General features: G+C 40.6%; 25 protein-coding genes. 2 read left to right on the top strand and 23 right to left on the bottom strand.

All coding sequences use genetic code 11. The features are described 5' to 3' along the window. Positions 1 to 71: 71 nt before the first annotated feature. Both ED605_RS08935 and ED605_RS08930 read right to left on the bottom strand, forming a co-directional pair. Positions 72 to 1,790, bottom strand: coding sequence for a DAK2 domain-containing protein (locus ED605_RS08935; protein WP_121978561.1), 1,719 nt, complete (start codon positions 1,788 to 1,790; stop codon positions 72 to 74). Positions 1,791 to 1,821: 31 nt separating this feature from the next. Next, positions 1,822 to 2,187 carry an Asp23/Gls24 family envelope stress response protein gene (locus ED605_RS08930; RefSeq protein WP_121978560.1) on the bottom strand — a complete coding sequence of 122 codons (366 nt, stop codon included), beginning with the start codon at positions 2,185 to 2,187 and terminating at the stop codon, positions 1,822 to 1,824. Between the two features lie 295 nt (positions 2,188 to 2,482). Here ED605_RS08930 and rpmB point away from each other — a divergent pair, with 295 nt between their 5' ends. Then, the gene (gene rpmB, locus ED605_RS08925) at positions 2,483 to 2,668 is read left to right on the top strand and encodes a 50S ribosomal protein L28 (protein WP_121978559.1); all 186 of its coding nucleotides are present in this window, start codon (positions 2,483 to 2,485) and stop codon (positions 2,666 to 2,668) included. Between the two features lie 82 nt (positions 2,669 to 2,750). On the opposite strand, the gene ED605_RS08920 is transcribed toward rpmB, so the two are convergent. The 12 genes from ED605_RS08920 to gmk all read right to left on the bottom strand — a co-directional run bounded on the left by ED605_RS08920 (position 2,751) and on the right by gmk (position 15,486). After that, on the bottom strand, positions 2,751 to 3,281 hold the full coding sequence (locus ED605_RS08920) for a nitroreductase family protein (protein WP_121978600.1): 531 nt from the start codon (positions 3,279 to 3,281) through the stop codon (positions 2,751 to 2,753). Positions 3,282 to 3,443: 162 nt separating this feature from the next. Further along, positions 3,444 to 4,106, bottom strand: a complete 663-nt coding sequence (locus tag ED605_RS08915) for a thiamine diphosphokinase (protein ID WP_121978558.1) — start codon at positions 4,104 to 4,106, stop codon at positions 3,444 to 3,446. Beyond that, the gene (gene rpe, locus ED605_RS08910) at positions 4,103 to 4,756 is read right to left on the bottom strand and encodes a ribulose-phosphate 3-epimerase (RefSeq protein WP_121978557.1); all 654 of its coding nucleotides are present in this window, start codon (positions 4,754 to 4,756) and stop codon (positions 4,103 to 4,105) included. The genes ED605_RS08915 and rpe overlap by 4 nt, the downstream gene beginning before the upstream one ends. 11 nt (positions 4,757 to 4,767) lie before the next feature. Next, positions 4,768 to 5,658 (bottom strand): ribosome small subunit-dependent GTPase A, encoded by an 891-nt coding sequence (gene rsgA, locus ED605_RS08905; protein WP_121978556.1) that lies wholly within the window; start codon positions 5,656 to 5,658, stop codon positions 4,768 to 4,770. Positions 5,659 to 5,745: 87 nt separating this feature from the next. Further along, positions 5,746 to 7,809 (bottom strand): Stk1 family PASTA domain-containing Ser/Thr kinase, encoded by a 2,064-nt coding sequence (gene pknB / locus ED605_RS08900; RefSeq protein ID WP_121978555.1) that lies wholly within the window; start codon positions 7,807 to 7,809, stop codon positions 5,746 to 5,748. Beyond that, complete coding sequence (locus tag ED605_RS08895) at positions 7,802 to 8,551, bottom strand: Stp1/IreP family PP2C-type Ser/Thr phosphatase (protein ID WP_121978554.1); 750 nt, start codon at positions 8,549 to 8,551, stop codon at positions 7,802 to 7,804. The genes pknB and ED605_RS08895 overlap by 8 nt, the downstream gene beginning before the upstream one ends. Before the next feature lie 15 nt (positions 8,552 to 8,566). Beyond that, positions 8,567 to 9,901, bottom strand: a complete 1,335-nt coding sequence (gene rsmB, locus ED605_RS08890) for a 16S rRNA (cytosine(967)-C(5))-methyltransferase RsmB (protein WP_121978553.1) — start codon at positions 9,899 to 9,901, stop codon at positions 8,567 to 8,569. Next, positions 9,902 to 10,846 (bottom strand): methionyl-tRNA formyltransferase, encoded by a 945-nt coding sequence (gene fmt, locus ED605_RS08885; protein WP_162919784.1) that lies wholly within the window; start codon positions 10,844 to 10,846, stop codon positions 9,902 to 9,904. Between the two features lie 27 nt (positions 10,847 to 10,873). Further along, positions 10,874 to 13,270 carry a primosomal protein N' gene (priA, locus tag ED605_RS08880; RefSeq protein WP_121978552.1) on the bottom strand — a complete coding sequence of 799 codons (2,397 nt, stop codon included), beginning with the start codon at positions 13,268 to 13,270 and terminating at the stop codon, positions 10,874 to 10,876. 29 nt (positions 13,271 to 13,299) lie between these two features. Then, the gene (coaBC, locus tag ED605_RS08875; RefSeq protein WP_370824839.1) at positions 13,300 to 14,508 is read right to left on the bottom strand and encodes a bifunctional phosphopantothenoylcysteine decarboxylase/phosphopantothenate--cysteine ligase CoaBC; all 1,209 of its coding nucleotides are present in this window, start codon (positions 14,506 to 14,508) and stop codon (positions 13,300 to 13,302) included. A 147-nt stretch (positions 14,509 to 14,655) separates the two neighbouring features. Beyond that, positions 14,656 to 14,868 carry a DNA-directed RNA polymerase subunit omega gene (gene rpoZ / locus ED605_RS08870; RefSeq protein ID WP_121978550.1) on the bottom strand — a complete coding sequence of 71 codons (213 nt, stop codon included), beginning with the start codon at positions 14,866 to 14,868 and terminating at the stop codon, positions 14,656 to 14,658. Between the two features lie 3 nt (positions 14,869 to 14,871). Continuing rightward, on the bottom strand, positions 14,872 to 15,486 hold the full coding sequence (gene gmk / locus ED605_RS08865; RefSeq protein ID WP_121978549.1) for a guanylate kinase: 615 nt from the start codon (positions 15,484 to 15,486) through the stop codon (positions 14,872 to 14,874). Between the two features lie 213 nt (positions 15,487 to 15,699). Between gmk and ED605_RS08860 the strand changes: the two genes are divergently transcribed. Further along, entirely contained in the window at positions 15,700 to 16,017 is a 318-nt protein-coding gene (locus ED605_RS08860) for a hypothetical protein (protein ID WP_121978548.1), read from the top strand. Positions 16,018 to 16,193: 176 nt separating this feature from the next. On the opposite strand, the gene recN is transcribed toward ED605_RS08860, so the two are convergent. The 9 genes from recN to ED605_RS08815 form a co-directional block, all read right to left on the bottom strand. Continuing rightward, on the bottom strand, positions 16,194 to 17,888 hold the full coding sequence (recN, locus tag ED605_RS08855) for a DNA repair protein RecN (protein ID WP_121978547.1): 1,695 nt from the start codon (positions 17,886 to 17,888) through the stop codon (positions 16,194 to 16,196). Positions 17,889 to 17,931: 43 nt separating this feature from the next. Beyond that, positions 17,932 to 18,387: an arginine repressor gene (locus ED605_RS08850; RefSeq protein WP_121978546.1), complete on the bottom strand. Its 456-nt coding sequence runs from the start codon at positions 18,385 to 18,387 to the stop codon at positions 17,932 to 17,934. 32 nt (positions 18,388 to 18,419) lie between these two features. Continuing rightward, positions 18,420 to 19,235, bottom strand: a complete 816-nt coding sequence (locus tag ED605_RS08845; RefSeq protein WP_121978545.1) for a TlyA family RNA methyltransferase — start codon at positions 19,233 to 19,235, stop codon at positions 18,420 to 18,422. Beyond that, positions 19,216 to 20,139 carry a polyprenyl synthetase family protein gene (locus ED605_RS08840; RefSeq protein ID WP_121978544.1) on the bottom strand — a complete coding sequence of 308 codons (924 nt, stop codon included), beginning with the start codon at positions 20,137 to 20,139 and terminating at the stop codon, positions 19,216 to 19,218. Before ED605_RS08840 ends, ED605_RS08845 begins: the two co-directional genes overlap by 20 nt. Beyond that, on the bottom strand, positions 20,111 to 20,383 hold the full coding sequence (locus ED605_RS08835) for an exodeoxyribonuclease VII small subunit (RefSeq protein ID WP_121978543.1): 273 nt from the start codon (positions 20,381 to 20,383) through the stop codon (positions 20,111 to 20,113). The genes ED605_RS08840 and ED605_RS08835 overlap by 29 nt, the downstream gene beginning before the upstream one ends. Then, positions 20,373 to 21,731, bottom strand: coding sequence for an exodeoxyribonuclease VII large subunit (gene xseA, locus ED605_RS08830; RefSeq protein ID WP_121978542.1), 1,359 nt, complete (start codon positions 21,729 to 21,731; stop codon positions 20,373 to 20,375). Before xseA ends, ED605_RS08835 begins: the two co-directional genes overlap by 11 nt. After that, complete coding sequence (locus ED605_RS08825) at positions 21,721 to 22,587, bottom strand: bifunctional 5,10-methylenetetrahydrofolate dehydrogenase/5,10-methenyltetrahydrofolate cyclohydrolase (RefSeq protein WP_121978541.1); 867 nt, start codon at positions 22,585 to 22,587, stop codon at positions 21,721 to 21,723. Before ED605_RS08825 ends, xseA begins: the two co-directional genes overlap by 11 nt. Before the next feature lie 116 nt (positions 22,588 to 22,703). Further along, complete coding sequence (gene nusB / locus ED605_RS08820; RefSeq protein WP_191981363.1) at positions 22,704 to 23,132, bottom strand: transcription antitermination factor NusB; 429 nt, start codon at positions 23,130 to 23,132, stop codon at positions 22,704 to 22,706. After that, positions 23,119 to 23,553, bottom strand: coding sequence for an Asp23/Gls24 family envelope stress response protein (locus tag ED605_RS08815; protein WP_121978539.1), 435 nt, complete (start codon positions 23,551 to 23,553; stop codon positions 23,119 to 23,121). Before ED605_RS08815 ends, nusB begins: the two co-directional genes overlap by 14 nt. Between the last annotated feature and the right edge of the window lie 25 nt (positions 23,554 to 23,578).

Below are 23,578 nucleotides of genomic sequence, written 5' to 3'. Positions count from 1 at the left end.
CTAAAATGACGGCAGAAAGAGGTTGGAAACCAAAGTTACTTGCCTTGATCCAGCCTCTCTCAATTTTTATATTATTCCACAGAAATTAAAAATGGATACACTGGTTGATCACCTTCATGGACTTCAACTTCGAGTTCATCATCTAATTGAAGAATGCCAGTTTGAACCTCGTCAGCAAGTTTCTCATTGGCACCATCTCCCCAGATGACAGTGATGGCTTCACTGTCATCATCCAGCATGCTGCCAACCATTGAAACGGCTGCTCGAACGACATCATTATCAACTGACACAATTTTGCCATCAGCAATTCCCATGTATTGATTTTTTTTAATTTCCAAACCATTGATTGTCGTATCTCGAATTGCTGTCGTAACTTGACCAGATTTAACCATTGGTAAATTATCTTCCATGGCTTGACGATTCTTATCCAATGTATTTTCGGGATTAAAGCCCAGCATCGCCGTAATTCCTTGTGAAATTGTCTTTGAGTGAACAATTGCCGTCGGAATATTAGCTACTTTAGCAGCCTGTTCGGCCGCCAAAAAAATATTTTTATTATTCGGCAAAACAATAGCCTGTTTGGCATGGGTATTTTGAATCGCCTTTACAATATCTTCCGTGCTGGGATTCATTGTTTGGCCGCCACTAACAATATCAGTAACGCCCAAACTCTTAAATAATTTAGTTAACCCATCACCAGAAGAAATGGCGATTACGGCAATTTTAGCAGCTGGCTGATCCTTTTTGGCTGCCAGGCTTTCAGCTTTTTCAATCGGCGAGTCAGGAGTTTGACCACCGTCATCTTTTTCAATAATTGTTTCCTGCTGTAAGCGCATATTATCAACTTTAACGGTTGCCAAATCACCAAATTCCTGGCCCCAAGCAAGTACTTTGCCTGGATGCTCCGTATGAACATGGACTTTAACAATTTCATCATCATTAACAACCAAAAGTGAGTCGCCAAGTTTGGCAAGGTAGTCATAAAAAGTTTGGTAGTCGAATTTTCGATCGACTTCCTTTCCCTTACCTAAACGAACCATTATTTGCGTACAGTAACCATAAACAATGTCGTTAGGATCTAATTTGCTTTGAACGCTTTGATGATGGGCCGCATCAATCATTTCAGTCATTTCAGCATCCGTTGGCTGATACTCACCTTTCTGATTGTTAACCCGGCCATTTAGCACATCATCAAAAGCTTCCAAGACAAATGTCAGTCCCTGACCACCGGAATCAACAACGCCGACCTCTTTTAAAACCGGCAAAAGATCAGGCGTCTTTTTCAGTGCAACTTTTGAGTTTTTGTAAATGGCATCCATCACAGCTACAACGTCATTGGTCGTCGCCGCAGCTTTTTTACCAGCCTGAGCAGCTAACCGAATAACGGTTAAAATGGTACCTTCCGTTGGTTTCATAACTGATTTATAAGCCGTTTCCGTGCCGGCAATAAAGGCATCAGCCAGGTCTTGAGCACTTAATTTTTCTTTATTTTCGGTTGATTTTGCAAACCCTCTAAAAATCTGAGATAGAATAACGCCGGAATTCCCCCTGGCGCCCATCAATAACCCTTTACCTAATGATGAACAAAGATTACCTACATTGGTACTGACGTCTTGATTAACGTATTTATAGCCACTTGCCAGTGATAAACTCATATTAGTGCCAGTATCGCCGTCTGGAACGGGAAATACATTTAAGGAATTAATAAAGTCAGCATTTTGATTTAATTTATTAGATGCAGCTTGCACCATCGCCGTAAATTCGGTGTTGGTAATTTCCGTTACTTTCAACTACTTTTCCTCCTTGGTCAATGACGTCATTTTAGTCTTCATTTGCGACTTGAACACCCTGAACAATTACATTGACCGAATTAGCGGTGACGCCAAGCATGCTTTGCAAATCATATTTAACCTTTGCCTGAACGGCTTTGGCTACTTCAGAAATTTTATTGCCATAAGCAACAATAATGTAAACATTAATCACAATTTCGTTGTCATGTTGTTTAACTTCGACACCCTTAAAGTAGTTTTCCCGATTCAAGATATCATTCATATTGTCACGAATTTGATTGCGACTTGCCATACCGACAACCCCATAATTGTCGGTAGCAGCACCACCAACCACGTTGGCAATGACATCGTTATCAATATCTACTATGCCAAATTTTGTCTTTATTTTGACGGCCATGTGCAAATAGCCTCCTTAAAATTAATCTGTCAACATATTAACGATAATTAATATTACCACAAACCCGTGTAAAACCAAAGTGTGTGGTATCCAGTCTTCCTTTAGTCCAATAGCAGACTTGTCCTTTTAAAACCTTCATTAGCCCAAACTAATTATTATCGGTAAAAACATCGTGTCAAGTATAATTACTTGAAAGAAAAGTGTTGCAATATCAAGGTAATTATGATAAATTATTCAAGTGTAATGCTTCAAAATTTATCACTAGAATGACTATCAGAAGGGAGATTAATACCCCATGGCTAAAGATTTTATCACTGGCAAGCGAACGCACTTTGGTAACAAACGTTCACACGCTTTGAACTCAACCCGTCGCAGCTGGAAGCCAAACTTGCAAAAAGTTCGGATCCTGGTTGACGGTAAACCAAAGAAAGTTTGGGTTTCTGCCCGAACACTTAAATCAGGTAAAGTAACCCGCGTTTAGTTGACCTGAGTCATAATAAACGTAAAAATCAAAAAATCCGGGAAATCGATGACAATGATCATTTGATTTCCCGGATTTTTGATTAGTCCAATCGCTGAGTCGCAATTCGATCCATTGGAATATCACGAGCTTCATACTGCTCGTTACTCTTACCCAAGACCAATCCGGCGACCGGTGTTTGGCCCTCCGGAAGTTTCATCTCTTGCATCAGAGCTTGATTTTGGGCTAACGCATTAATCACACCCCAAATATGACAAGCTCCTAATCCGAGTTCAACGGCTTCAATATTCATGTTCTCAATAATTGTCGCAGCATTTGAATAGGCCGCATTGTCAGCTGAAGACCCTTGAAGTTTGGTTGAAATAATGATGAGCATCGGCGCCCCATACAGCATAGCCCGATCGGTATGAAACGTTTGCTGAGCATTACTCTCCAAGCGCTTTAGCCATTTAGAGTTTGTGACTACAGTTATCGTTAAATCGTCATAATTGCCCATTGAAACTGGTGATGCATAGGCTGTTTTTAGTAATTGTGTCAACTCATTTTCGGAGAGCGGTTCCCCAGTGTAAGTCCGCACTGATTTTCGATTAATGATGGCATCAAAAGTTTTCAAAATCAAGCGTCCCTTCTTCATAAATTGATTAATTAACTGGGATCGGTTAACTCAGTTGTTTCAAGAAACCGGTTCCAAGTACTATTTTACCACATTCAATCTAGACGAAAAAAGCAATTGTTAGTCTGAACTTAGTCCAGCGACTTACAATTGCTTTTAGCTTTAATTGAATCGGTTAATATCTTTGCTTTGAATCACACACATGACGCCACTGGCAAATTTAAAATGCGCAGTTTGGCCCACAAACTCATTACTAGCCAATGAAATAGGCCGCTTTACTTGGTAATCGGAAAGTTGATACTTTTCATCAAACAAGCTTAAGTGTGCCATGGGCGTCAAAGCGACAAACGCCAAATATTTTTTATCTGGTTCCTTAGTAATTTGATACTCACCAGGCAAATAAAAAGTTAACGTATTTTGCCGATCAATCATTCTGATTTTGGGTGCGTACTTTTCAAATCGGGGTTCCAAAACCATCCATAAATTGGCTAAAAAATGGTCTAAGCGGCCTCCCGTAGCGCCATAAATATCAAGCCGATCTGCATGGTGCTCCTCAATGGCCACTTTTAGCCCCAATTGCGTATCCGTATCATCCTTTTCCGGAATTGATTGGCGAATATCCTTGATATGTGCTTTGACCAAAGCCAATTCTTCCGGCTTTAATGAGTCAAAATCGCCAATGGCAACTAATGGGTCAATTCCCATTTTGATCAAATGCAAATTTCCCCGATCAATGCCAATCCAGTTGCCCTTAATTTTACCAGCTTTCAATTTATCAGGCCACAAGTCAATTGGCCCGCCGACCAAAAGATTCAATAGTTTCATTTAGTTGCGTCCTTTAAAGCATTAATTCTGGCAACCGGATCATCAGCATCAAAAATATAGGAACCAGCCACCGCAACAGTTGCACCCGCCTGGTAAGCACCAACCACGGTTGTTTCATTGACGCCGCCATCGATTTCAATATCGAAGTTTAGGCCCTGATCTTTTTTAATTTGATCAAGTTCTGCAATTTTTTTAACCGTTTCCGGCAAGAATTTTTGACCACCAAAGCCAGGATTAACTGTCATAACCAATACTTGGTCCACCATGTAAAGAACGGGTGTAATCGCCGCAACCGGCGTTCCTGGATTAATCACCACTTCAGCTTTAACCTGACGATTCTTAATCATCTGTAATGCTCGGTGAATATGTGGTGTGGCTTCCGTATGAACCCCGATAATATCGGCACCGGCATCAGCGAAGTCATTGATATAGCGTTCCGGATTTTGAACCATCATGTGAACGTCCAAAGTTAAGTTGGTAATTGGCTTAATGGCCTTTACCCAGCCAGGTCCGTAAGACAAGGCCGGCACAAAAGCACCATCCATAATATCAATATGCAGCAATTCTGCACCACCCTTATCAACTTTTTCAATATCCCGCTGTAAATTTACATAATCAGCACTCAAAATTGAAGGTGCAACTTTAATCATAATCAACTTCCTCACTTTTTATAATTTGGTTTGCGGTTCTTAATATCAGTATACAACTGTAAATAATTTTCGTAACGACTTTTCATGATTTCACCAGTCTCAACCTGCCGCTTTACTTCACAATCCGGTTCATTGACGTGCACACATCCCCGAAAACGACACTTAGTTGATGCCCGTTTAAATTCGGGAAAGTAAGCCGCTAATTCGCGAAAATCAATTTCCAACGTATCATAAGACGAGAAACCAGGAGTATCTGCAATCAGCCCATCGTTAACCTGTAATAAGGCAACTCGCCTAGTTGTATGGCGTCCCCGATTTAACGCCGTCGAAATTTCACCGGTTTTTAGCGCCAACGTCGGTGCCAAATGATTTAATAGGGTTGATTTACCGGCACCAGTTTGCCCCATAATAACATTTTCTTTTTTAGAAAATAATTTTCTTAGTTCCTGTAAAGCCGCTTCCGAGAAAGCCGGTTCCGGAAAAATAACCTTATAGGGTATCTTTGCATAATCGGCCGCAATAGCTTTTAATTGCTGACGTTGACTGTCAGTTAGCAAGTCGGTTTTGGTAAAATAAATCACCGGTTTAATTCGACTAATTTCCAATGCAATTAGTTGACGATCCAACAAATTACTGGAAAAAGCGGGTTGAGTTGCTGCAGTGGCCACAATTGCCTGATCAATATTGGCAATCGGTGGTCGAGTCAAAGCATTTTTTCTGGGTAAGATTTCAAGAATGTACCCTTGATTATCGTCTTCTACCTGAAACTTTACGTCATCTCCTACCAGAGGGGTGATTTTTCGTTTACGAAAATTCCCTCGTGCTCGGGTTCGATAAAGTTGATCACCAGACTGAACGTCGTAAAATCCAGCTAGTGATTGGTAAATTTTTCCTTTGAGCAATTAATCACCTCTACAAAAATAATAAAAAAGTTACTTCGTCTTTTATTATACAGACAAGTAACTTTCTTTGGCAGATTTATTCTTAAATTAATGAGAGTCGTAAGTGATATTATTATCTCTTAAAATGGTTTTACCATCCCGAACAACTTTGTAGCGACCTACTTCGTTCTTAGTTAACTTAAATGGTAACGTTACCGTTGTATCTTTGGTAATCACCATCTGCTTGTAAACTGTTGAATAATCATGATCGTGGTCTTTTAAATAAATTAATACGACATTTTCACCAGAGCCGGTAGTGCTGGCCTCCGTTTGTGGTGCCGGTACCTGACTGGATGATGACGTAGATTGTGAACTACTAAATGCCGAGCTTGATGAACTTTGATCACTTGCATTATTAAAGTATGGAATAGTAATTCGAACATTAAAACTCTTTAACTCATCTTTAGCTTTAGTTTGTGGCCCTCGCGACAACCAAACAATAATATTACCGCCCTGTTGGATGCTGTCATTGGCTGCCGGTGATTGACGAACGACCCGCCCTTTCTTTTGATTATTTGAATAAACGTAGTCAAAAGTTGGGTTAATCTTTTCTTTATTGGCATAGCTAACCACTTGAGCTTTAGTCATATCAGTCAAATCTTTTAAAATAACTTCTTGGATGCCTGTTGACACAACGAAGGTCAGGGTGTGGTCTTTTGGCGTCACCCGAGTTCCAGAAGCAAAGTCTTGTTGCAAAATTTTACCTGATTGAAAAGTTGATGAAGGCGCATTTCGCCGACGAACTTTAAAGCCTTGTGCTTCCAATCGAGATTTAACTTCATCATAATCTTGACCGACATAATTATCCAACCGCACTTTTTTGATCCCTGAGCTGACTATCAACGCCACTCGGGTATTCTTTTTGACCTTAGTATTTTCCTTAGGATTTGATGTAATGACTCGATTTCGATCTACTTTTTCACTATGACGATACGTAATTTTGCCAACTCGCAAATCAGCGTCAGTCAGTTTCTCGGTTGCATCTGATTTTAACGTCCCACTAATCACCGGCACCGTTGTTCGCTGATTAGCACTAACCATAAAAATCACTGCAAATAATAGAACTAAGAAACCGATGATGCCACCAATCAGCCATCGTCGACGTCTTTTATGATTCTTTCGTTTAGGTCGACTTTCTTTTGATTGATTGGCTGCCTGAGTTTCACGTTTATCAGCACTGGCTGAAGAGGATAAGTTATTTTCAGGCAAAGCGGAAAAAGGCATCACTCTGGTTTTTTCATCAGCTGCTTCGCTTTCATCCGGAACTTCAAACCGGGGTTCATTACCTCTGGATTTATCCAATGACGTATTCAAATCCGCTGCCAACGCATTCACGTCTGGGTAACGATCCCTTGGACTTTTGGTAGTCGCTTTCAGTACAACGTTTTCCAAAGCCTGGGGGATTCTAGGATCAAAGTCTCTAACTGATGGAATCGGCTCCTGCGAATGTTTAATGGCAATCGAAACGGCCGTATCCCCATTGAAGGGAACCTTCCCAGTCAGTATCTCATACAGGATAATGCCTAATGAATAAATATCAGACTGCTTAGTCGCCATTTGGCCTTTAATTTGTTCCGGCGATAAATAGTGAATTGATCCAATAATTGACCGGGTCTGAGTCATCGTGTCTTCACTTTCAAGCCGTGAAATTCCAAAATCAGTAATTTTGATATAACCGTTTTTATCAACCAAGATATTTTGCGGCTTCAAGTCCCGATGAATAATATTGTGATGATGCGCTTCACTGACAGCGGAACAGATTTGTTCCATAATGTTAACTACTTCAGCATAGGGAATCGGGAAATGATCTTTTATATATTGTTTCAAATCCTCCCCATCAACGTATTCCATTACTAAATACTGCATTCCCTCAACCTCATCAACATCATAAATGCCGACAATGTGAGGATTATCAAGCTCAGTTGCGGCCATAGCTTCACGTTGGAACCGCTTTTTCGCTTTGGGATTATCCCGAAAATCAAGTCGCAATAATTTAACCGCTACTTTTCGATTGAGAATTAAGTCCTCGGCCAGATAAACGTCAGCCATTCCTCCCTCTCCCAGTCGATTAATGATTTTGTAACGACCATTTAAAACGTATCCCTTATTCATCCGGCATCACCTCCGCATTATAACGGGCCACCAAAACCGTGATGTTATCAAGACCACCATTTTGATTGGCTAATGACACCAAAAGATTGCATTTTGATTGAAGATCTTCATCCATAGCCAGAATTCGTTCAATTTCCGGATCATCAACCATGTTGGTTAGTCCATCTGTGCAGAGAAGAATTTGATCATTTTCCTTGATCTGATAGTGTTTGAAGTCGGCAGTGGCATCATCATTGATGCCCAAGCTCTTAGTAATAATATTTTTATAAGGATTGTTTTTGGCCTGATCCGGCGTCAGATCAACATGTTTAACCAGTTCATTGACGTAAGAGTGGTCCTCAGTAATTTGAGTTAATTTCTTTTCAGAAAGCACGTATCCCCGGCTATCACCAATATTGGCAATTAAGCTCTCATTACCGTCAATTAAAGCCGCCACCATAGTGGTTCCCATTCCCTTTAACCGCCGATCGGTATTCGATTGATTAAGGATTGCCGCATTTTCTTGAGCCAATTTTTTGATAAACCAATCCTTAATATCAGCCAAACTGTCGATCTCAGTTTTTTCAAAACTACTGCCGATGTGAGTGACTACCATTTGGGAGGCTACTTCACCCGCGTTGTTTCCGCCAATTCCATCCGTAATCAAAGCTAAAATTAAGCCACGCTTATTTTCAAATTTACCAACGGCATCTTCGTTTTTATCACGAACTTTTCCGGTAGACGACTGATAAGCAATTTGCATATTGTATCAACTCCGTTACAATTTCTTAACCAAACTGCAGACAAAGAATCCATCAGACCCAAAATCATCGGGATAGATTGTTAACATCCCGTCCTCTGTAGTCGTTAAATTCCGGTCTGTTTTTGTCGGTTCAATTTGAAAATCAGGATGTTTTTCAATGAAGCGTTTAATAACAGCTTGGTTTTCCTGCTGAACAATTGTACAAGTACTATATGTCATAGTACCACCAGTTTTCACCTTTGGCGCAACGGCTTCAAGAATTTGGAGTTGAATTTGTGCCAAATGATTAACATCCGCCAATGTTTTGCCATACCTGATTTCAGGTTTTCGACGCATTAGACCAAATCCTGAGCATGGTGCATCCACTAAAATATGGTCAAAGGTTTGATCTGAAAAGACATCATCAACTTTTCGGGCATCCAACGCCTGAGTTTCCACCAAATCAGCAACTCCCAGCCGTTGAGCGTTTCGAAGTACCGTTTTCAATTTATTTTGATGAATATCCAATGCGATTACTTTGCCAACTCTGAGTTTTGCTGCAATTTGAGTTGTTTTACCCCCCGGCGCGCTACAGGCATCCAAAATCATCTCACCTTCGTGAATCGGCATGGATTCAACCGGTAACATTGCACTCTCATCCTGAATGGTTAACAATCCCTTTTGAAAAAACGGACTGTGAAGAATTTGACCATCGTTGATAATTAAACCTTCTCCAGCCACCCGACTTTCTTCAACTTTAAAACCAGCCTCAGTCAGCTGTTTAATTAAAGCGGACTTGGTAATTTTAGCCCGGTTAAAGCGAACGGACTGCTTAGGCGCCTGATTAAGCGATTGAAAAATCCGAATCGCTTTTTGTTCACCTAACTGAGCCTTAATTAACGAAACCAGCCATTTTGGCAAACTATATTTAATCGAAAGACGTAAAGTTGGATCAGAAATAGTCGCAGGATCCTGTACCCCCTGACGGTCCATTTGATGAAGAATTCCAGTCACAAAGCGGCGGGTCCCGTCATGACCCATTTTTTTGGCTAATTTAATTGACTCATCAAAAATAGCTCGTTTAGGAACCCGATCCAAGTAAAATAATTGATACATCGCCGTATATAATAATTCTTTAACCCAATCATCCGTTTTATCCGGCGATTTTAAAAATGGTGCCAATTGATATTCAAGAGTGAGTCGGTGCTGAATGACACCGTAGACAATGGTGGTAAATAACCCCCTGTCAACCTCACTCATTGAAGTAGATTCAATGACTGCGTTAATTTGTAAATTTGAATACGAACCACCACGAGTCCTTAACAATGTCTTGACTGCTAATTCACGAGGGTTATTTGTTTGATAGTTCATTTAGTTAATCACCTTTTGACCGATTTTTAAGGCCTGTCCTGCGCCATTTAAGTAATCCGTAATAAGTTGTCGAGGCTTTCCAGCGGGTTGAAGTTCCAAAATTTCCAAGATGCTTCCTTGGCCAGCTGCAAGTTGTAGCTGATGCTTAGTTTTTTCAACAACGGTCCCTGGAGCCAAAGTCGTCTTTTGATCGACAACTGCTGTTTTCCAAATCTTGGTTCGTTTGCCGTTCAACATCACATACGCTGTTGGATCTGGCCGCAGTGCCCGAACCTTTGCATCAACTAAGAAAGCTGGTTTAGTGAAATCAAGCTGCTCTTCTTCCGGTTTGACTGTCGGTGAAAAGACAACCTGCTTGGGATCCTGTTTAACCGGTTTGATTTTACCTGCAATCAATTTAGGTAATGTTTCAAGTAGTAAGTCCCTACCGACAAAACTTAATTTAGTAAACATTGAGGCGGTATCATCTGTCTTTTCAATGGGAACCGCTTGTTGGGCTAATATATCGCCAGCATCCATTTTTTTGACCATATAAATAATACTAATTCCGGTTTCGTTATCACCGTTCATAATGGCATATTGAACTGGTGCACCACCACGATATTTTGGCAATAAAGAACCATGAACGTTAACCGCTGCAATTTTAGCAGCAGAAAGCAGTTTAGTTGGCAAAAACTGACCAAATGCAGCTGTCACGATCAAGTCAGGCTGCATCTCAATCATTTGAGCCATTTCTTGACTGCCACTAATTTTTTCCGGCTGTAAAACTGGAATCCCCAACGCTTCCGCCTGCTGTTTGACTGGTGATTTTTGAATTTGATGTTTTCTGCCAACTGGTCGATCAGGCTGTGTAACAACCCCTAAAACCTGATAACCCCGATCAACCAGTCCCTTTAAAATCGGCACTCCAAAACTTGGGGTGCCCATAAATAAAACTGTTGTCAACGCAATCCTCTCTTTTCCAATAAATCTTTACATAAAATCAAGTGGTTCATTATCGATTGACACTAATAAGCCTTGTCGCTGCTTGAGTTGAGATTTCTCCAGTAACTTTTCCAATGCTGATTTTAATTGAGGCTCATATCGGTACTTAATAATAATTTGGTAATAATATCGATTGTTTACTCTTGTAATGGTTTTAGGTGTCGGCCCCAGCACAATAGCACTTTTAGTTAAATGTTGCCGCAAGAAATTAGCGACCTGATGCATTTCGTAGGCTGTCTGTCGTTCGCTTGGTGAACTCCCGGTAATTTTGACGGTAAAATAATAGGGTGGATATTTGCCAAGCCGCCGAATACGCATTTCTGTTTGATAAAACTTTTCATAATCTTGGGTCTTGGCCAATTGAATCGCATAGTGATCCGGATTAAAGGTTTGAATGACCACTTCTCCCTGCTTATTAGCCCGACCAGATCGTCCGGAAACTTGGGTTAAGAGTTGGAAGGTTCGTTCACTTGACCGAAAATCCGGAAATTTAAGAGCAGAATCGGCATTTAGTACCCCAACAAGGGTTACCTCTGGAAAATCCAATCCCTTTGCGATCATCTGAGTCCCCAGTAAAATGTCGGCTTTATGCGCACCAAATTGATTAATGATCGCTTCATGGGCGCCCTTTTTTCGAGTAGTATCAACGTCCATTCTTAATACCCGGGCAGTCGGAAATAGTTTCTTAACCTGTTCTTCAAGCTGCTGACTACCAACTCCGAAATGTCTAATTCGGGTACTGTGACATCTTGGGCACTCCGTTGGGATAGGTTCCTTATGGCCACACAAATGGCAATTCAACGTGTGTGTATCCTTATGCATTGTCAACGAAACATCACAGTTGGGACACTGAGGAACATACCCACAATCCCGACACATCACAAAAGATGAATACCCACGTCGATTCAGCAGAAGAATAATTTGCTCGTGCTTTTGTAGCCGATCCCTCACTAAATCAGTAAGTTTCTGTGAAAGAATCGATTGATGATGGGCAAATTCTTTTTTCATATCAACAATGGTTACATGAGGCAGTGCATGGTGATTAAAACGATGTGGCAGGGTGAGCAGCTTGTAGACCCCCTTCATTGCCCGTGCACGGGATTCTAATGAAGGGGTGGCACTTCCCAGTACAACAGGACAATGATTGTACTTAGCCCGCCATTTAGCGACGTCTCTGGTTTGATACCTTGGAACATCATCTTGTTTATAGCTGCTATCGTGTTCTTCGTCCATAATGATTAAGCCGATATTGGTTAAGGGTGCAAATACTGCCGAGCGAACGCCGACAACCACCTTTGCCTGACCGTTATTAATTCGCTGCCATTCATCGTATCGTTCGCCACTGGACATCGCACTATGAAGCATGGCGACCTGATCGCCAAAGCGGCTTCGAATTCTGCTGACAATTTGAGGCGTTAACGTAATTTCAGGAACCAGTAGTAATGCCGTCTTCCCATTTTTAAGTGCGTGGGCCATCGCTTGAAGATAAACCTCGGTTTTTCCGGAACCGGTCACGCCTTCCAATAGAAAAGTGAGGTTTTTTTGATCTTCAATTGCTCGATCCAATTGGTCAACAGCAGTTTGTTGATCAGCATTTAATGCCAACGGATGACTTTTTTGAACCGGCTGCATAAATGGGTTACGAACGCGTCTAATCGTCATTTCCTTTAGCCAACCATTTTTAGCAGCCGTTTTTAGAGTTGATCCGTTGACACCCTTCTGCTTAAAGTTGGTAGTCGAGATTGGATGGTCCGGTTGGTCAGCTAAAATAAAAAGCAGTTGGCGTTGGTTAGTTGCATTAGGGTGAATCTTTTTGAGAAGATCGTCAACCTGATTAGGCTGAAGTAAGTTTTGATATGCTTTGATTAAAACTGGTTTGGCGTGATTAGACAGCTCATAATGAACCTTTATTTTATCCGTCCTTTTTAGTCTTAAAATTTGGCTAACTGCTTGATTATTAAAATGCTGTTGATCATAGTCAATCTCATTTTGACCGTGAAAAATTGTTGGGTAGGCATCCCGAATATCATCAGCTGCTAATAACTTCTTCTTGAATTTGGTTCGCATTCCACCTGGAAGCATTGTTTGCAAGCAATTAATTTTAAATGAAAAAGTTTGATCGGCCATCCATTCGGAAAGTTTTAATAACTCAGGCGTGATAACTGGTGATAAATCAATCAACTTACTAATGCTTTTAAGTTTTCCTTTATAATTTGAATTTGTTAAAAGTTCAACAACAAACCCGGTTACTTTTCGTCGGCCAAAGGGAACTTGAACCCGCATCCCCGGTTGAATTTGATCATTAAGATTTTCAGGAATCGAATAAGTATATGGATTATTAGTCTGTCGGGTCGGAACATCAACAATGACTTGGGCAACCTGCAAAAATGTCTCCTCCTTTTTAAAAATCTGACCTACTTTAAAAATTGTTGACTTAAAATATCGATTAATTGTCGGGCAATTTGAGATTTGCTTTCAACCTGTGTTTTTTGACGACGGCCATCAGCAAATAGGAATGTGACCTGATTATTGTCAGCATTGAACCCAATTCCTTTTTTTGAAACATCGTTGGCGACAATCAGATCTAGTTTTTTAGCCTTAATCTTTTTTTCAGCATTTTGAACAAGGTCATTCGTTTCTGCTGCAAATCCCACGACGACTTGCGATGGTTGCTTCATCGGCCCAATTTCTTTTAGGATATCCGGGTTACGAATTAACTTTAATGTCATCATTTCATTATTAGCCGTTTTCTTAATCTTTTGATTGGCAACCTCAGCCGGCCGAAAGTCAGCTACTGCTGCAGCCATTACCAGCACATCCGCTGTTGTAAACGCCTGTTTAACGGCCACCGATAAATCACGTGCTGTTTCAACCTGCTCCAATTTAACGTTAGCCGGCACCGGCAAAGAGGTGTTAGCAGCGATTAAAGTCACTTCTGCCCCAGCTTCCTGGGCCGCTTGAGCAATTGCAAATCCCATTTTTCCGGAAGAGTGATTTGTTAGGTAGCGAACCGGATCTAGTGGCTCCCGGGTACCACCAGCCGAAACAACAATTTTTTTACCTGCCAGCTTTCCCGTTGGTTGATTAAATTGATGATCAAGCCAATTCATAATTGCTTCAGGTTCTGGGAACCGACCTTTTCCAGAATATCCCTCTGCCAAAAAACCTTCAGCCGGTTCCATAATTCGAATCCCGGCAGCTCTTAGCTTCTTAAGATTATCTTGGGTTGCAAAATTAGTTAACATGTGCACATTCATGGCCGGAATGACGAATATGGGGGCGGTTGTCGCTAAGAGTGCTGAGCTGACCACGTTGTCAGCAATCCCAGTGGCCATCTTGGCAATTGTATTAGCTGATGCAGGCGCCACAATTGCCAAATCAGATTGATCGGCCAAAGCAACATGTGGAATCATTTTTGGATTTTCTGTCGAAAAGTCATCCGTTATCACTCGCTGCTTGCTCAAGGTTTGGAACGTTAAAGGACTAACAAATTTCTGAGCAGCTTCGGTCATGACAACATGAACTTCATTATGAGCTTTAATTAAGTCCCGCGTTAGAATTAAGGATTTATAAGCTGCAATACTGCCAGTTACGTATAGCGAAACCCGTTTATTTTGAAACAATTTAGTCACCACCATTTTATCATTCATTTTTTATTGTAACAGATCGATCAACACGGAATGTAGTCGTCGGAATCGGCTTTATCCAAAAAAATGACCAAGAACAAAAGATTGATTTGTCCCGGTCATTCATAAAAATCCTTTAGTTAATCAGTCAAAATCTTGATTTTTAGGGTCAATTTTTAAAACACCCGCCGCAATTTCTTCAAAAGCTTTACCAACGGATTTTTTTGATTTATAACTGTCTAACAATGGCTTAGCACCAGCATCCAGCTCATGTGCCCGTTTACTTGCGAGCATAATTAATGAATATCTGGAATCAATTTTATCCAGTAATTTATCAACAGATGGATAAAGTAACATTTTTTAATCGTCTCCTAACATTGATTCATAATCGGGCATTACTCTAGCTACCCTCAGGCGTTCACTTCTAATAATTGATTTAATGCGATCTACTGCCAATGGTACTTTATCATTTAAAACAGCATAATCATAATTCCGCATCATGCTGATTTCGCCAACCGCTTTTTTGATGCGCTTATTAATAACGTCCATTTTATCAGTTCCTCGGCCAATTAAACGGTGCTTTAAGGCCATCAAATCTGGTGGTGTTAAAAACACGAAAACGGCGTCCGGACAATTTGCCCGGACCTGCATCGCACCATTTACCTCAATTTCAAGAAAAACATCTTTACCTGAATTCAAGGTCTCATTGACATATTTTAACGGGGTACCATAGTAATTGTCAACGTATTTAGCATATTCCAGCATTTCCCCATTTTGAATGTTCTGTTCAAACTGTTCTTTGGAAACGAAATAATAATCAACGCCGTTTTTCTCACCAGGACGTGGTTTTCTTGTCGTCATTGAAGTCGAGTATTCAAAGTCAACATCCGGTTCTTCAAAAAGTGCTTTTCGAACGGTTCCCTTGCCAACACCCGAAGGACCAGATAAAACAATTAACATTCCTCTTTTAGCCATCGTTAAAATCCCTTCAAATATTTGTAGTAACAACCATTATCGTTCATTTTCAATTATTTTACAAGCCTAAGCTCACTAGGAGGATGTTTAAAGACTAACCGGAAAATAGTTTCTCTGAAATGACCGTCATTAAAAAGGTCATCTCAGGGGGTTGCTATTTTGAACAATCGTTCGTATAATAGAATCACAAACCAATGTTCGGAGTGAGACTTAATGCAAAATAATCAATCATACTTAACAGAAATTCGAAAAACTGTTAAGCAAAATTATCGTCAATTCTTTGCGCTTGATAAGCACAAACCACTGTGTCGCAATTGTCAACAAATGCCGGAGTTCCAAATTCAGCTTTTTATAGATCGGGCAATCACTGCTAAATTTCCAATTCGAATTTGTTTTAATAATGAAGCGCCCGCAATGTCTGGCATATTAACCAGACTTTCTGATGGCCGTTACTTACTTACAAATTCACGCGAACATCTTTTGCGAATTTTAAATATTGTAGAAATTCAATCGATCCAAAGACTTGCATAATGACTGGTTTTGATCAAAAAGCAAGCCGGCCTCTCAATTCTTTCAAAACTGAGACAATTACCACATGATTTAACTAATCATCGATTTTCACCACAAATTAATGCAAGGTGTAGCCGGACGATAAATGGACTCATAGCGCTTAGGACATTTTTTGTTCGGCTTTTTTTATTCTCAAATTAAGTTCGGATTTTAGCTTTTTCCTCATTTGCCAAACGGATGAGTTCATCAGCATGTTCTTTGGTTAATTTAGTCACTGCTGTTCCAGATAACATTCGAGAGATTTCGTCCACACTGTTCTTTTGATTCAATTCGGTAATTGTCGTTGTCGTTCGACCACCATGAATCTTTTTTTGAATCAAATAATGATGATCGCTCATTGCAGCAACCTGTGGCAGGTGAGTAATACACAGAACTTGAGATTTAGTTGAAATTGTATAAATTTTATTTCCCATAGCTTGAGCGACTCGACCAGAAACACCGGTATCAACTTCATCAAAAATAATCGACGTCACGCCCGCAGCTTTGGCAAACATTGTCTTAAGTGCCAGCATTATCCGTGATAGTTCACCACCGGATGCTGATTTAACCAGCGGCAGCATTTTTTCACCTGGATTAGTTTGAATGTAAAATTCAACTTGATCTGCACCTAACCGATTAAGTGTCTGATTTTCTTTAAAGTGAACCTCAAAAACGGCTTTGTCCATGTAGAGATCCCGTAGCTGCTGGTGAACTGCGCGTTCCAGTTCTTTTGCATACCGTCGCCGAATATCCCCCATTTTCTTGGCATTTTTGATCAACGCAGCTTTAATGTCTGCTAATTGCTGTTCCAAATCATTGTTATTATCAGCATTCCCTGACATCTCAGCTAATTCTTGTTTGATTTTTTTCAAATATCCCAAGATCTGAGTAACCGAGTCCCCATACTTATGCTTTAACTGATAGATTGTATTAAGACGCTGTTCAACTTGATTAAGACGATCCTGATCAAACTCCAAATTACTTAACTGATCTGAAATTTGACTAGCCACATCTTGTAATGTGTAAAAAGCTCCGGATAAATCATCCGAGATCTGCTTAAAATCAGGGTCTAAATCTTCAATCTCCTGCATTGAACTCATTGCTCCACCAATTGAGTCAAGAGAACTGGTGTCTTCGCCACTGATGCCTTCGTAACTGCTAAGAAGTGCATCATGAATTTTTTGAAAATTGGTTAATCGATCACGCTCGGCGGTCAACGTCTCATCCTCATTTTCATGAAGATCGGCCGTTTCAATTTCATTAATCTGAAATTTTAACATATCGACCCGTTGCGCCCACTCTTTTTCATTTTGATGCTTTTTCTCGTTAATTGCTCGCAATTTAACAAATTGATCATAATCTTTTTGATAAGTTGCTAAAACCGGCTGAATGGCATCTTCCGCAAAATCATCCAATAACGCAATATGGCGTTCCGGTTTCATTAGTTCCTGATGCTCATTTTGCCCTTGAATATCTACCATAGTTTCCCCAATTCGTCGAAGAGTCGAGATGTTAATCATCATCCCATTGACTCGGCAACTATTGCGACCACTGGCAAACAGTTCTCTTTCAATGATGACATTCCCATCACTATGATCAATTCCGAGCTCGTCAAGAACGTCGTATGTAGGATTATCATCACTCAAAATAAAATTGCCTTGAATAATTGATTTTTTAGCGCCTGTTCGGATTAAATCATGTGATCCCCGACCACCGACCAGAAGCCCCACTGCATCAATAATAATTGATTTACCGGCACCTGTCTCTCCGGTTAAGACTGTCATTCCAGACTGAAATTCGATATCTAAATGTTCAATGATCGCAAAATCTGTAATAGATAATTCCAGTAACATGTTCAAACCCTTTCAAATGATCATTAATTGAGTTCAGTAATTATCAGCTGCTAACCATTTCATTGATCTTTTCACGAAATTCGCTAGCATCCTGATCGGTTTTGCAAACAATAAAAACCGTACTATCGTCACCAATGGTTGCAAACATTTCGTTATAATTCATCTGATAAAGCAACGTCGAAATAACCGGCCCACTGCCTGGTAATACTTTTAGAAATACCAACTTGTCCTGCGAATCTACAGAAACAAAAGAATCCCGAATGGTCTGAATTAACTTCTTTTCGGTATCGATATTCTTTTGAGTCGGTAAACTATATCGGTAGCCACCGGTAATAGATGGCACTTTTACCAACTGCATATCCTTAATATCCCGAGAAACGGTTGCTTGAGTGACTTTAACACCCCGTTCACTTAAAAGTGCAACGAAATCTTCTTGACGCTGGATATCGTTGCTCACAAGCAGTTGCTTAATTAATCGTTGTCGTTCTTTTTTACGCATAGGAACACCTCCAAAAATTAACGAGAAAAATCTTATGATCTCTTTAATTCAGAATAAGCGTTTTCAATGACTTTTTCAATTGAAACAGCTGGATTCATTTTCGGTTCGGGCACTGATCTTAATTCGACAAGGAATTCGATATTGCCGGCACCGCCTTTGATCGGTGAAAAATCCAGATTTTCAACCGAGTAGCCGGCAGTTAATGCAAAATGCAGAATCTTCTCCAGCACCATTTTATGAACAGCCGGATCATGAACGATGCCATGTTTCCCCACATTTTGCTTACCTGCTTCAAATTGAGGCTTTATCAATGCCACGACTCTTCCATTTGGAACCAAAATGGCCTTTAAGGGCGGTAAAATAAGTTCTAAAGAAATAAATGAGACATCAATCGATGCAAATTCTGGCTGACCATGAGAAAAATCGGCAGGCTGACTATATCTAAAATTTGTATGTTCCATCACAATGACGCGTGGGTCCTGTCGTAACTTCCATACGAGTTGATTGCTGCCGACATCTAGTGCATAACTGAGTTTAGCACCATTTTGCAACATGACATCCGTAAAACCGCCTGTTGAGGAACCGATATCCAAAACCGTTAAATCCTTGACACTGATTTTAAAGGCCTTCAGTGCCTTTGCTAATTTGAGTCCCCCACGGCTAACGTATGGCATCGGTTTACCTTTTAAATGCAATTCTGTATCAACCGGAATCTTCATACCAGGCTTATCCAATCGTTCTTCGTTATCGCCGAGAATCTCACCAGCCATCACGGCTCGCTTAGCCTTTTCCCGAGTTTCAAAGAGACCTTGCGTTACTAATAATACATCAACGCGCTGTTTTTCCATTATTTTTTTCATCCTTAATTACAAAGTAACTACAAAAATCCGCTAACAAAGACGTGTCGACCCCCAGAGAAGCTTCAGCCATTGCCAGTGCTTCTTTGGCATTATCAACCGTTTTTTGCAATGCGGTATAGGCACCGCTTAAGCCAAGCAGGTTAGGATAGGTATTTTTGTTGGCATCTTGATGGACTGGTTTGCCAATTGTCTTTTCATCACCTACCACATCCAAAATGTCGTCATAGATTTGAAAAGCTGCACCAAATTGTTCAGCGAACCGGCGCAAGGACTTGCCTTGCTCAGTCGTCACCGGTGACATAATTAATCCTGCTGTCACTGCATAGGAAATCAGAGCGCCCGTTTTATGTCGATCAAGCTTTTGAAGAGCTGCTAAATCCAACCGGCTGCCTTCAAATTGAATATCATCTGCCTGTCCAGCAGCCATCCCTCGCGGACCGGCAGCTTTAGCCAAGGCCAATGCCAGTCGACAACGAACCTCTATGGGCAGTTCATTATCAACGATCCATTGAAACGCGAGTGCCTGCAAGCCATCACCGGCTAACGTTGCCATCCCGGCACCATAGATCTTATGATTGGTTGGCTTTCCCCGTCGAAGATCATCATTATCCATTGCGGGCAAATCATCGTGAATTAAAGAATAAGTATGCATCAACTCCAGCGCACAGGCCGCTTTCAATGTCGAATCATTGATTGGTTGGTTAAGTGTCGTTAAGGTCGCTAACGTTAGCAGGGGTCGCAATCTTTTTCCACCTGCATTAACGGAGTAGGCCATCGATTCAAATAAACGCTGTTGATCAGTATCTTTTTGAATAGCTGTCTCTAAAACATGATTGATTTTCGGCGTCCATTCCTCGATAAATTTATTGAGTTTGGTTCCCATTCTGATCATCCTTATTATCATTTGAACCCTCAAATGGCACTTCATTACCATCTTTGTCCATCATCTTGGCCATTGTATCCTCAGCATTAAGCAAAGTATGTTGTAGCTCTTCGCTCAACTTAATACCGGTTTTAAATTTGGCCATTGACTCTTCAAGCGGAACGTTTCCCTGTTCCAGTTGATTAACGATTTTTTCTAATCGAGCCATTTTTTGTTCAAAAGTTTCGTTTTCATGGGTTTGATCATCTGCCATGCGATGATGCCTCTTTTCCTTTGATAATTTGGTTAACGGATGCATTGACAACCCCGTCAGTAAAATGAACGTTGATCGTGTTGGCCTTCAAATCCGCCACCCGACTGACGAAGTGCTGATTTTCATCTGTCGTATAAGTGTAGCCGCGACTTAAAATTTTTAATGGGCTCAAATGATCAAGTGATCCCACTAACAGTTGATAATGTTGCTTAACCGCATTCAAATTTCGAGTTTGACTCTGATTTAAACGTAAATTTAACATATTTAATTTTTGCCGCGCTTCTTTAATAAAATAGGTTGGGGCAACCATTTGAAGTCGCATATTAAGTTGTGACACTTCTCCCTGACGAGATGTCGTCAGTTGATCTGCCTGACTCTTTAACCGCTGACTTAATAAATCCAGCCTTTGAGAAAAAGTTTCATAAATTCGTTGTGGTGAAGTAAAGATCGTTGATTGCCGCAGTCGCTTCAGTTTTAATTTTTCCTGAGCGATTAACTGATATTCATCATTAAAAATCCGATTTTGAGTCGTTCTCAATTCAAGCAATACTTGATCCAGTCTTGGGACGGCTAATTCTGCTGCTGCAGTCGGTGTCGCAGCCCTGACATCGGCTACTAAATCCGCAATCGTCGTATCCGTTTCGTGGCCGACTGATGAAATGACCGGGATTTGGCTGGCAGCAATTGCTCGGGCAACATTTTCTTCGTTAAATGGCCATAAATCTTCAATTGAGCCACCACCGCGACCAATGATCAATGTATCAAAGTGGCCAATTTGATTCACCCGGTTAATTTGGCTGACAATGTCGGCACTTGCTTCATTACCTTGAACCAACGTAGGAAACAAAACAATTTGTGCAATCGGGAAACGACGCCGAACCGTTGTAATGATATCACGAATAACAGCCCCACTCGGAGAAGTCACAACCGCAATTCGTTTTGGAAATTGAACAAGCGGTTTTTTTGGCTGGCTAAATAAACCTTCTTCAGCCAATCGCCGTTTTAATTGCTCATAGGCTTGATAAAGTTGGCCAACACCATCGGGTTCCATACTATCAACATAGATCTGATAGCTCCCACTAGGGCCATAAACGGAAACATGACCCGTTACCAGCACCTTCATGCCCTCTTCAGGAGTGAATTTGATCCGACTGAAAGCGGACTTAAACATGATCGCGCTGATTTTTGCGTGATCATCCTTCAAACTAAAGTACTGATGAGCATTCGGCCGTAAGCGAAAATTCGAAATTTCACCAGTTAAATACACTTTTGTTAAATATGGATCTACATCGAACTTTCTTGTAATATATTGCGTTAATGCAGATACTGATAAGTACTCAGTCGTCACGTTGAAGACTCCATTCTGCCAGATCGACACTTTGTTGCATTAGCGTTGCGATCGTCATTGGACCAACGCCTCCAGGAACGGGTGTAATATAAGCGACTTTGTCAAAGAGATCATCGTAATCAACGTCACCGACTAAATGCCCAGCTTCGTTAATATTTTGACCAACATCAATAATGGTGGCCCCCTCCTTAACGTCATTCTTAGTTAATGTATGCAATTGGCCAGTTGCTGAGACAATCACATCCGCCTTCTTCGTATATTCAGTAATATCCCGAGTTAAACGATGTAAGATTGAAACACTCGCCCCTTCATTTAGCATCAAAGCTGCCATTGGCTTGCCAACAATTGCACTTCGGCCCAACATAACAGTATTTTTGCCCTCCAGCTCAATCTTATATTCAGAAAACATTGTCATAATGCCCTTAGGGGTGCAAGAAACCGGATATTTGGTTGAATCATTTAAATATAATTTTCCAACATTAACCGGATGAAAACCGTCAACATCTTTTTCCGGCAAAATTGCTCGGGTGATATCTTTTTCATTAATTTGGTCCGGCAAAGGGTCTTGAACTAAAATGCCATGGACAGTTGGGTCATTATTATACTGATCTACCCATTTTAAAAGTTCAGCTTCCGAAACGTCTTCAGGTAATTGTTTGACGATTGAATTAATGCCCAAACGTTGCGCAGTTCGATGCTTATTACGAACATAACGTTGACTTGCCGGATCTTCACCAACAATAATGACAACCAATCCAGGGGTAATGCCATCGTTCTCCTGCATTTTTTTAACCCGTTCGCTTGTCTGTTGATTCAGCTTCTTTGCCAACGCTCTTCCATCAATCACTGTTGCCATTTTTCCAACTCTCTCCCTTATTTTACGACGATTTTAAATGCCCAGAACACCATTTCATGTCAAGAATCATCTTAGTGTTGATTGTAAAGAAAAAATAGATTTACAATCACGTAAATCTATTTTACCAGTTCTTCGAGAGCATGTGATAAAATCCCGTTAACAAATTTTCTGGAGCGATCATCACTATACTTTTTAGCAAGCTCAATTGCTTCATTGATCGAAACCTTTGGTGGAAGATCATCAACATGCAGCATTTCATAAAGTGCAATTTCTAAAATAATCAAATCGGTTTTGGCAATTCGATTAATCGACCAGTCACTTTTTAAATACTTCTCAATTAAATTGTCAAGTTCTTCCTTATTAGCCACCACACCGCTTGTCAATTGGTCCAAATACTTTGGGTATTCATCCCCATACTGACCATCAGTGAGTACTACAAAAAAGTCTTCTTTATTCGTTTGTTTATTTGCATTTAACGCAAATAGCGTCTGAAACGCTAATTCACGAATTTGGTGTCGTGTTAGTGCCACTTTATGCCTCACCATTCTCTTCATTTGCAAAGGGATTATTAGGATCAACCAAATTGGTTGTTTTCCCAGGAATCACTCCCTGTACATGAACATTTACCTCATGAACTTGCAACCCGGTCATGAAAAGGAGTTGCTGTTCAACTTGCTCTTGAATCTCAAGTGCAACCTTAGGAACAGAAACACCGTAGTTTAAATAAACATAAATGTCGAAATCCAATTCTTCATTTTGGTATTTAAGCTTAACGCCCTTTCCATGCTCTTTTTTGCGCGATAATAACTCGTTGACACTGGACGAAAACGAGCCCCTCATCCGATTAACGCCATCGACTTGTGAGGCAGCAATGCCCGCAATGATTTCCAAAACATTGGTGGCAAGTTCGATCTTACCAAGTTCCGGATCATTCGTATGAAGTACGATATTGGTATCTTCAGCCATTCTAAAGCCTCCGTTTCTGTCCTAA

Source organism: Lentilactobacillus raoultii, from assembly GCF_900411375.1.
GTDB lineage: Bacteria > Bacillota > Bacilli > Lactobacillales > Lactobacillaceae > Lentilactobacillus > Lentilactobacillus raoultii.
This window is presented reverse-complemented; position numbering and strand designations above follow the sequence as displayed.

Excerpts from the sequence above, each read along its gene's own strand:
- ED605_RS08930 (WP_121978560.1), bottom strand. The coding sequence starts at position 2,187 with ATGGCCGTCAAAATAAAGACAAAATTTGGCATAGTAGATATTGATAAC.
- rpmB (WP_121978559.1), top strand. The coding sequence starts at position 2,483 with ATGGCTAAAGATTTTATCACTGGCAAGCGAACGCACTTTGGTAACAAA.
- ED605_RS08915 (WP_121978558.1), bottom strand. The coding sequence starts at position 4,106 with ATGAAACTATTGAATCTTTTGGTCGGCGGGCCAATTGACTTGTGGCCT.
- rpe (WP_121978557.1), bottom strand. The coding sequence starts at position 4,756 with ATGATTAAAGTTGCACCTTCAATTTTGAGTGCTGATTATGTAAATTTA.
- pknB (WP_121978555.1), bottom strand. The coding sequence starts at position 7,809 with ATGAATAAGGGATACGTTTTAAATGGTCGTTACAAAATCATTAATCGA.
- ED605_RS08895 (WP_121978554.1), bottom strand. The coding sequence starts at position 8,551 with ATGCAAATTGCTTATCAGTCGTCTACCGGAAAAGTTCGTGATAAAAAC.
- rsmB (WP_121978553.1), bottom strand. The coding sequence starts at position 9,901 with ATGAACTATCAAACAAATAACCCTCGTGAATTAGCAGTCAAGACATTG.
- rpoZ (WP_121978550.1), bottom strand. The coding sequence starts at position 14,868 with ATGTTACTTTATCCATCTGTTGATAAATTACTGGATAAAATTGATTCC.
- gmk (WP_121978549.1), bottom strand. The coding sequence starts at position 15,486 with ATGGCTAAAAGAGGAATGTTAATTGTTTTATCTGGTCCTTCGGGTGTT.
- ED605_RS08860 (WP_121978548.1), top strand. The coding sequence starts at position 15,700 with ATGCAAAATAATCAATCATACTTAACAGAAATTCGAAAAACTGTTAAG.
- recN (WP_121978547.1), bottom strand. The coding sequence starts at position 17,888 with ATGTTACTGGAATTATCTATTACAGATTTTGCGATCATTGAACATTTA.
- ED605_RS08850 (WP_121978546.1), bottom strand. The coding sequence starts at position 18,387 with ATGCGTAAAAAAGAACGACAACGATTAATTAAGCAACTGCTTGTGAGC.
- ED605_RS08845 (WP_121978545.1), bottom strand. The coding sequence starts at position 19,235 with ATGGAAAAACAGCGCGTTGATGTATTATTAGTAACGCAAGGTCTCTTT.
- ED605_RS08840 (WP_121978544.1), bottom strand. The coding sequence starts at position 20,139 with ATGATCAGAATGGGAACCAAACTCAATAAATTTATCGAGGAATGGACG.
- ED605_RS08835 (WP_121978543.1), bottom strand. The coding sequence starts at position 20,383 with ATGGCAGATGATCAAACCCATGAAAACGAAACTTTTGAACAAAAAATG.
- ED605_RS08825 (WP_121978541.1), bottom strand. The coding sequence starts at position 22,587 with ATGGCAACAGTGATTGATGGAAGAGCGTTGGCAAAGAAGCTGAATCAA.
- nusB (WP_191981363.1), bottom strand. The coding sequence starts at position 23,132 with ATGGTGAGGCATAAAGTGGCACTAACACGACACCAAATTCGTGAATTA.
- ED605_RS08815 (WP_121978539.1), bottom strand. The coding sequence starts at position 23,553 with ATGGCTGAAGATACCAATATCGTACTTCATACGAATGATCCGGAACTT.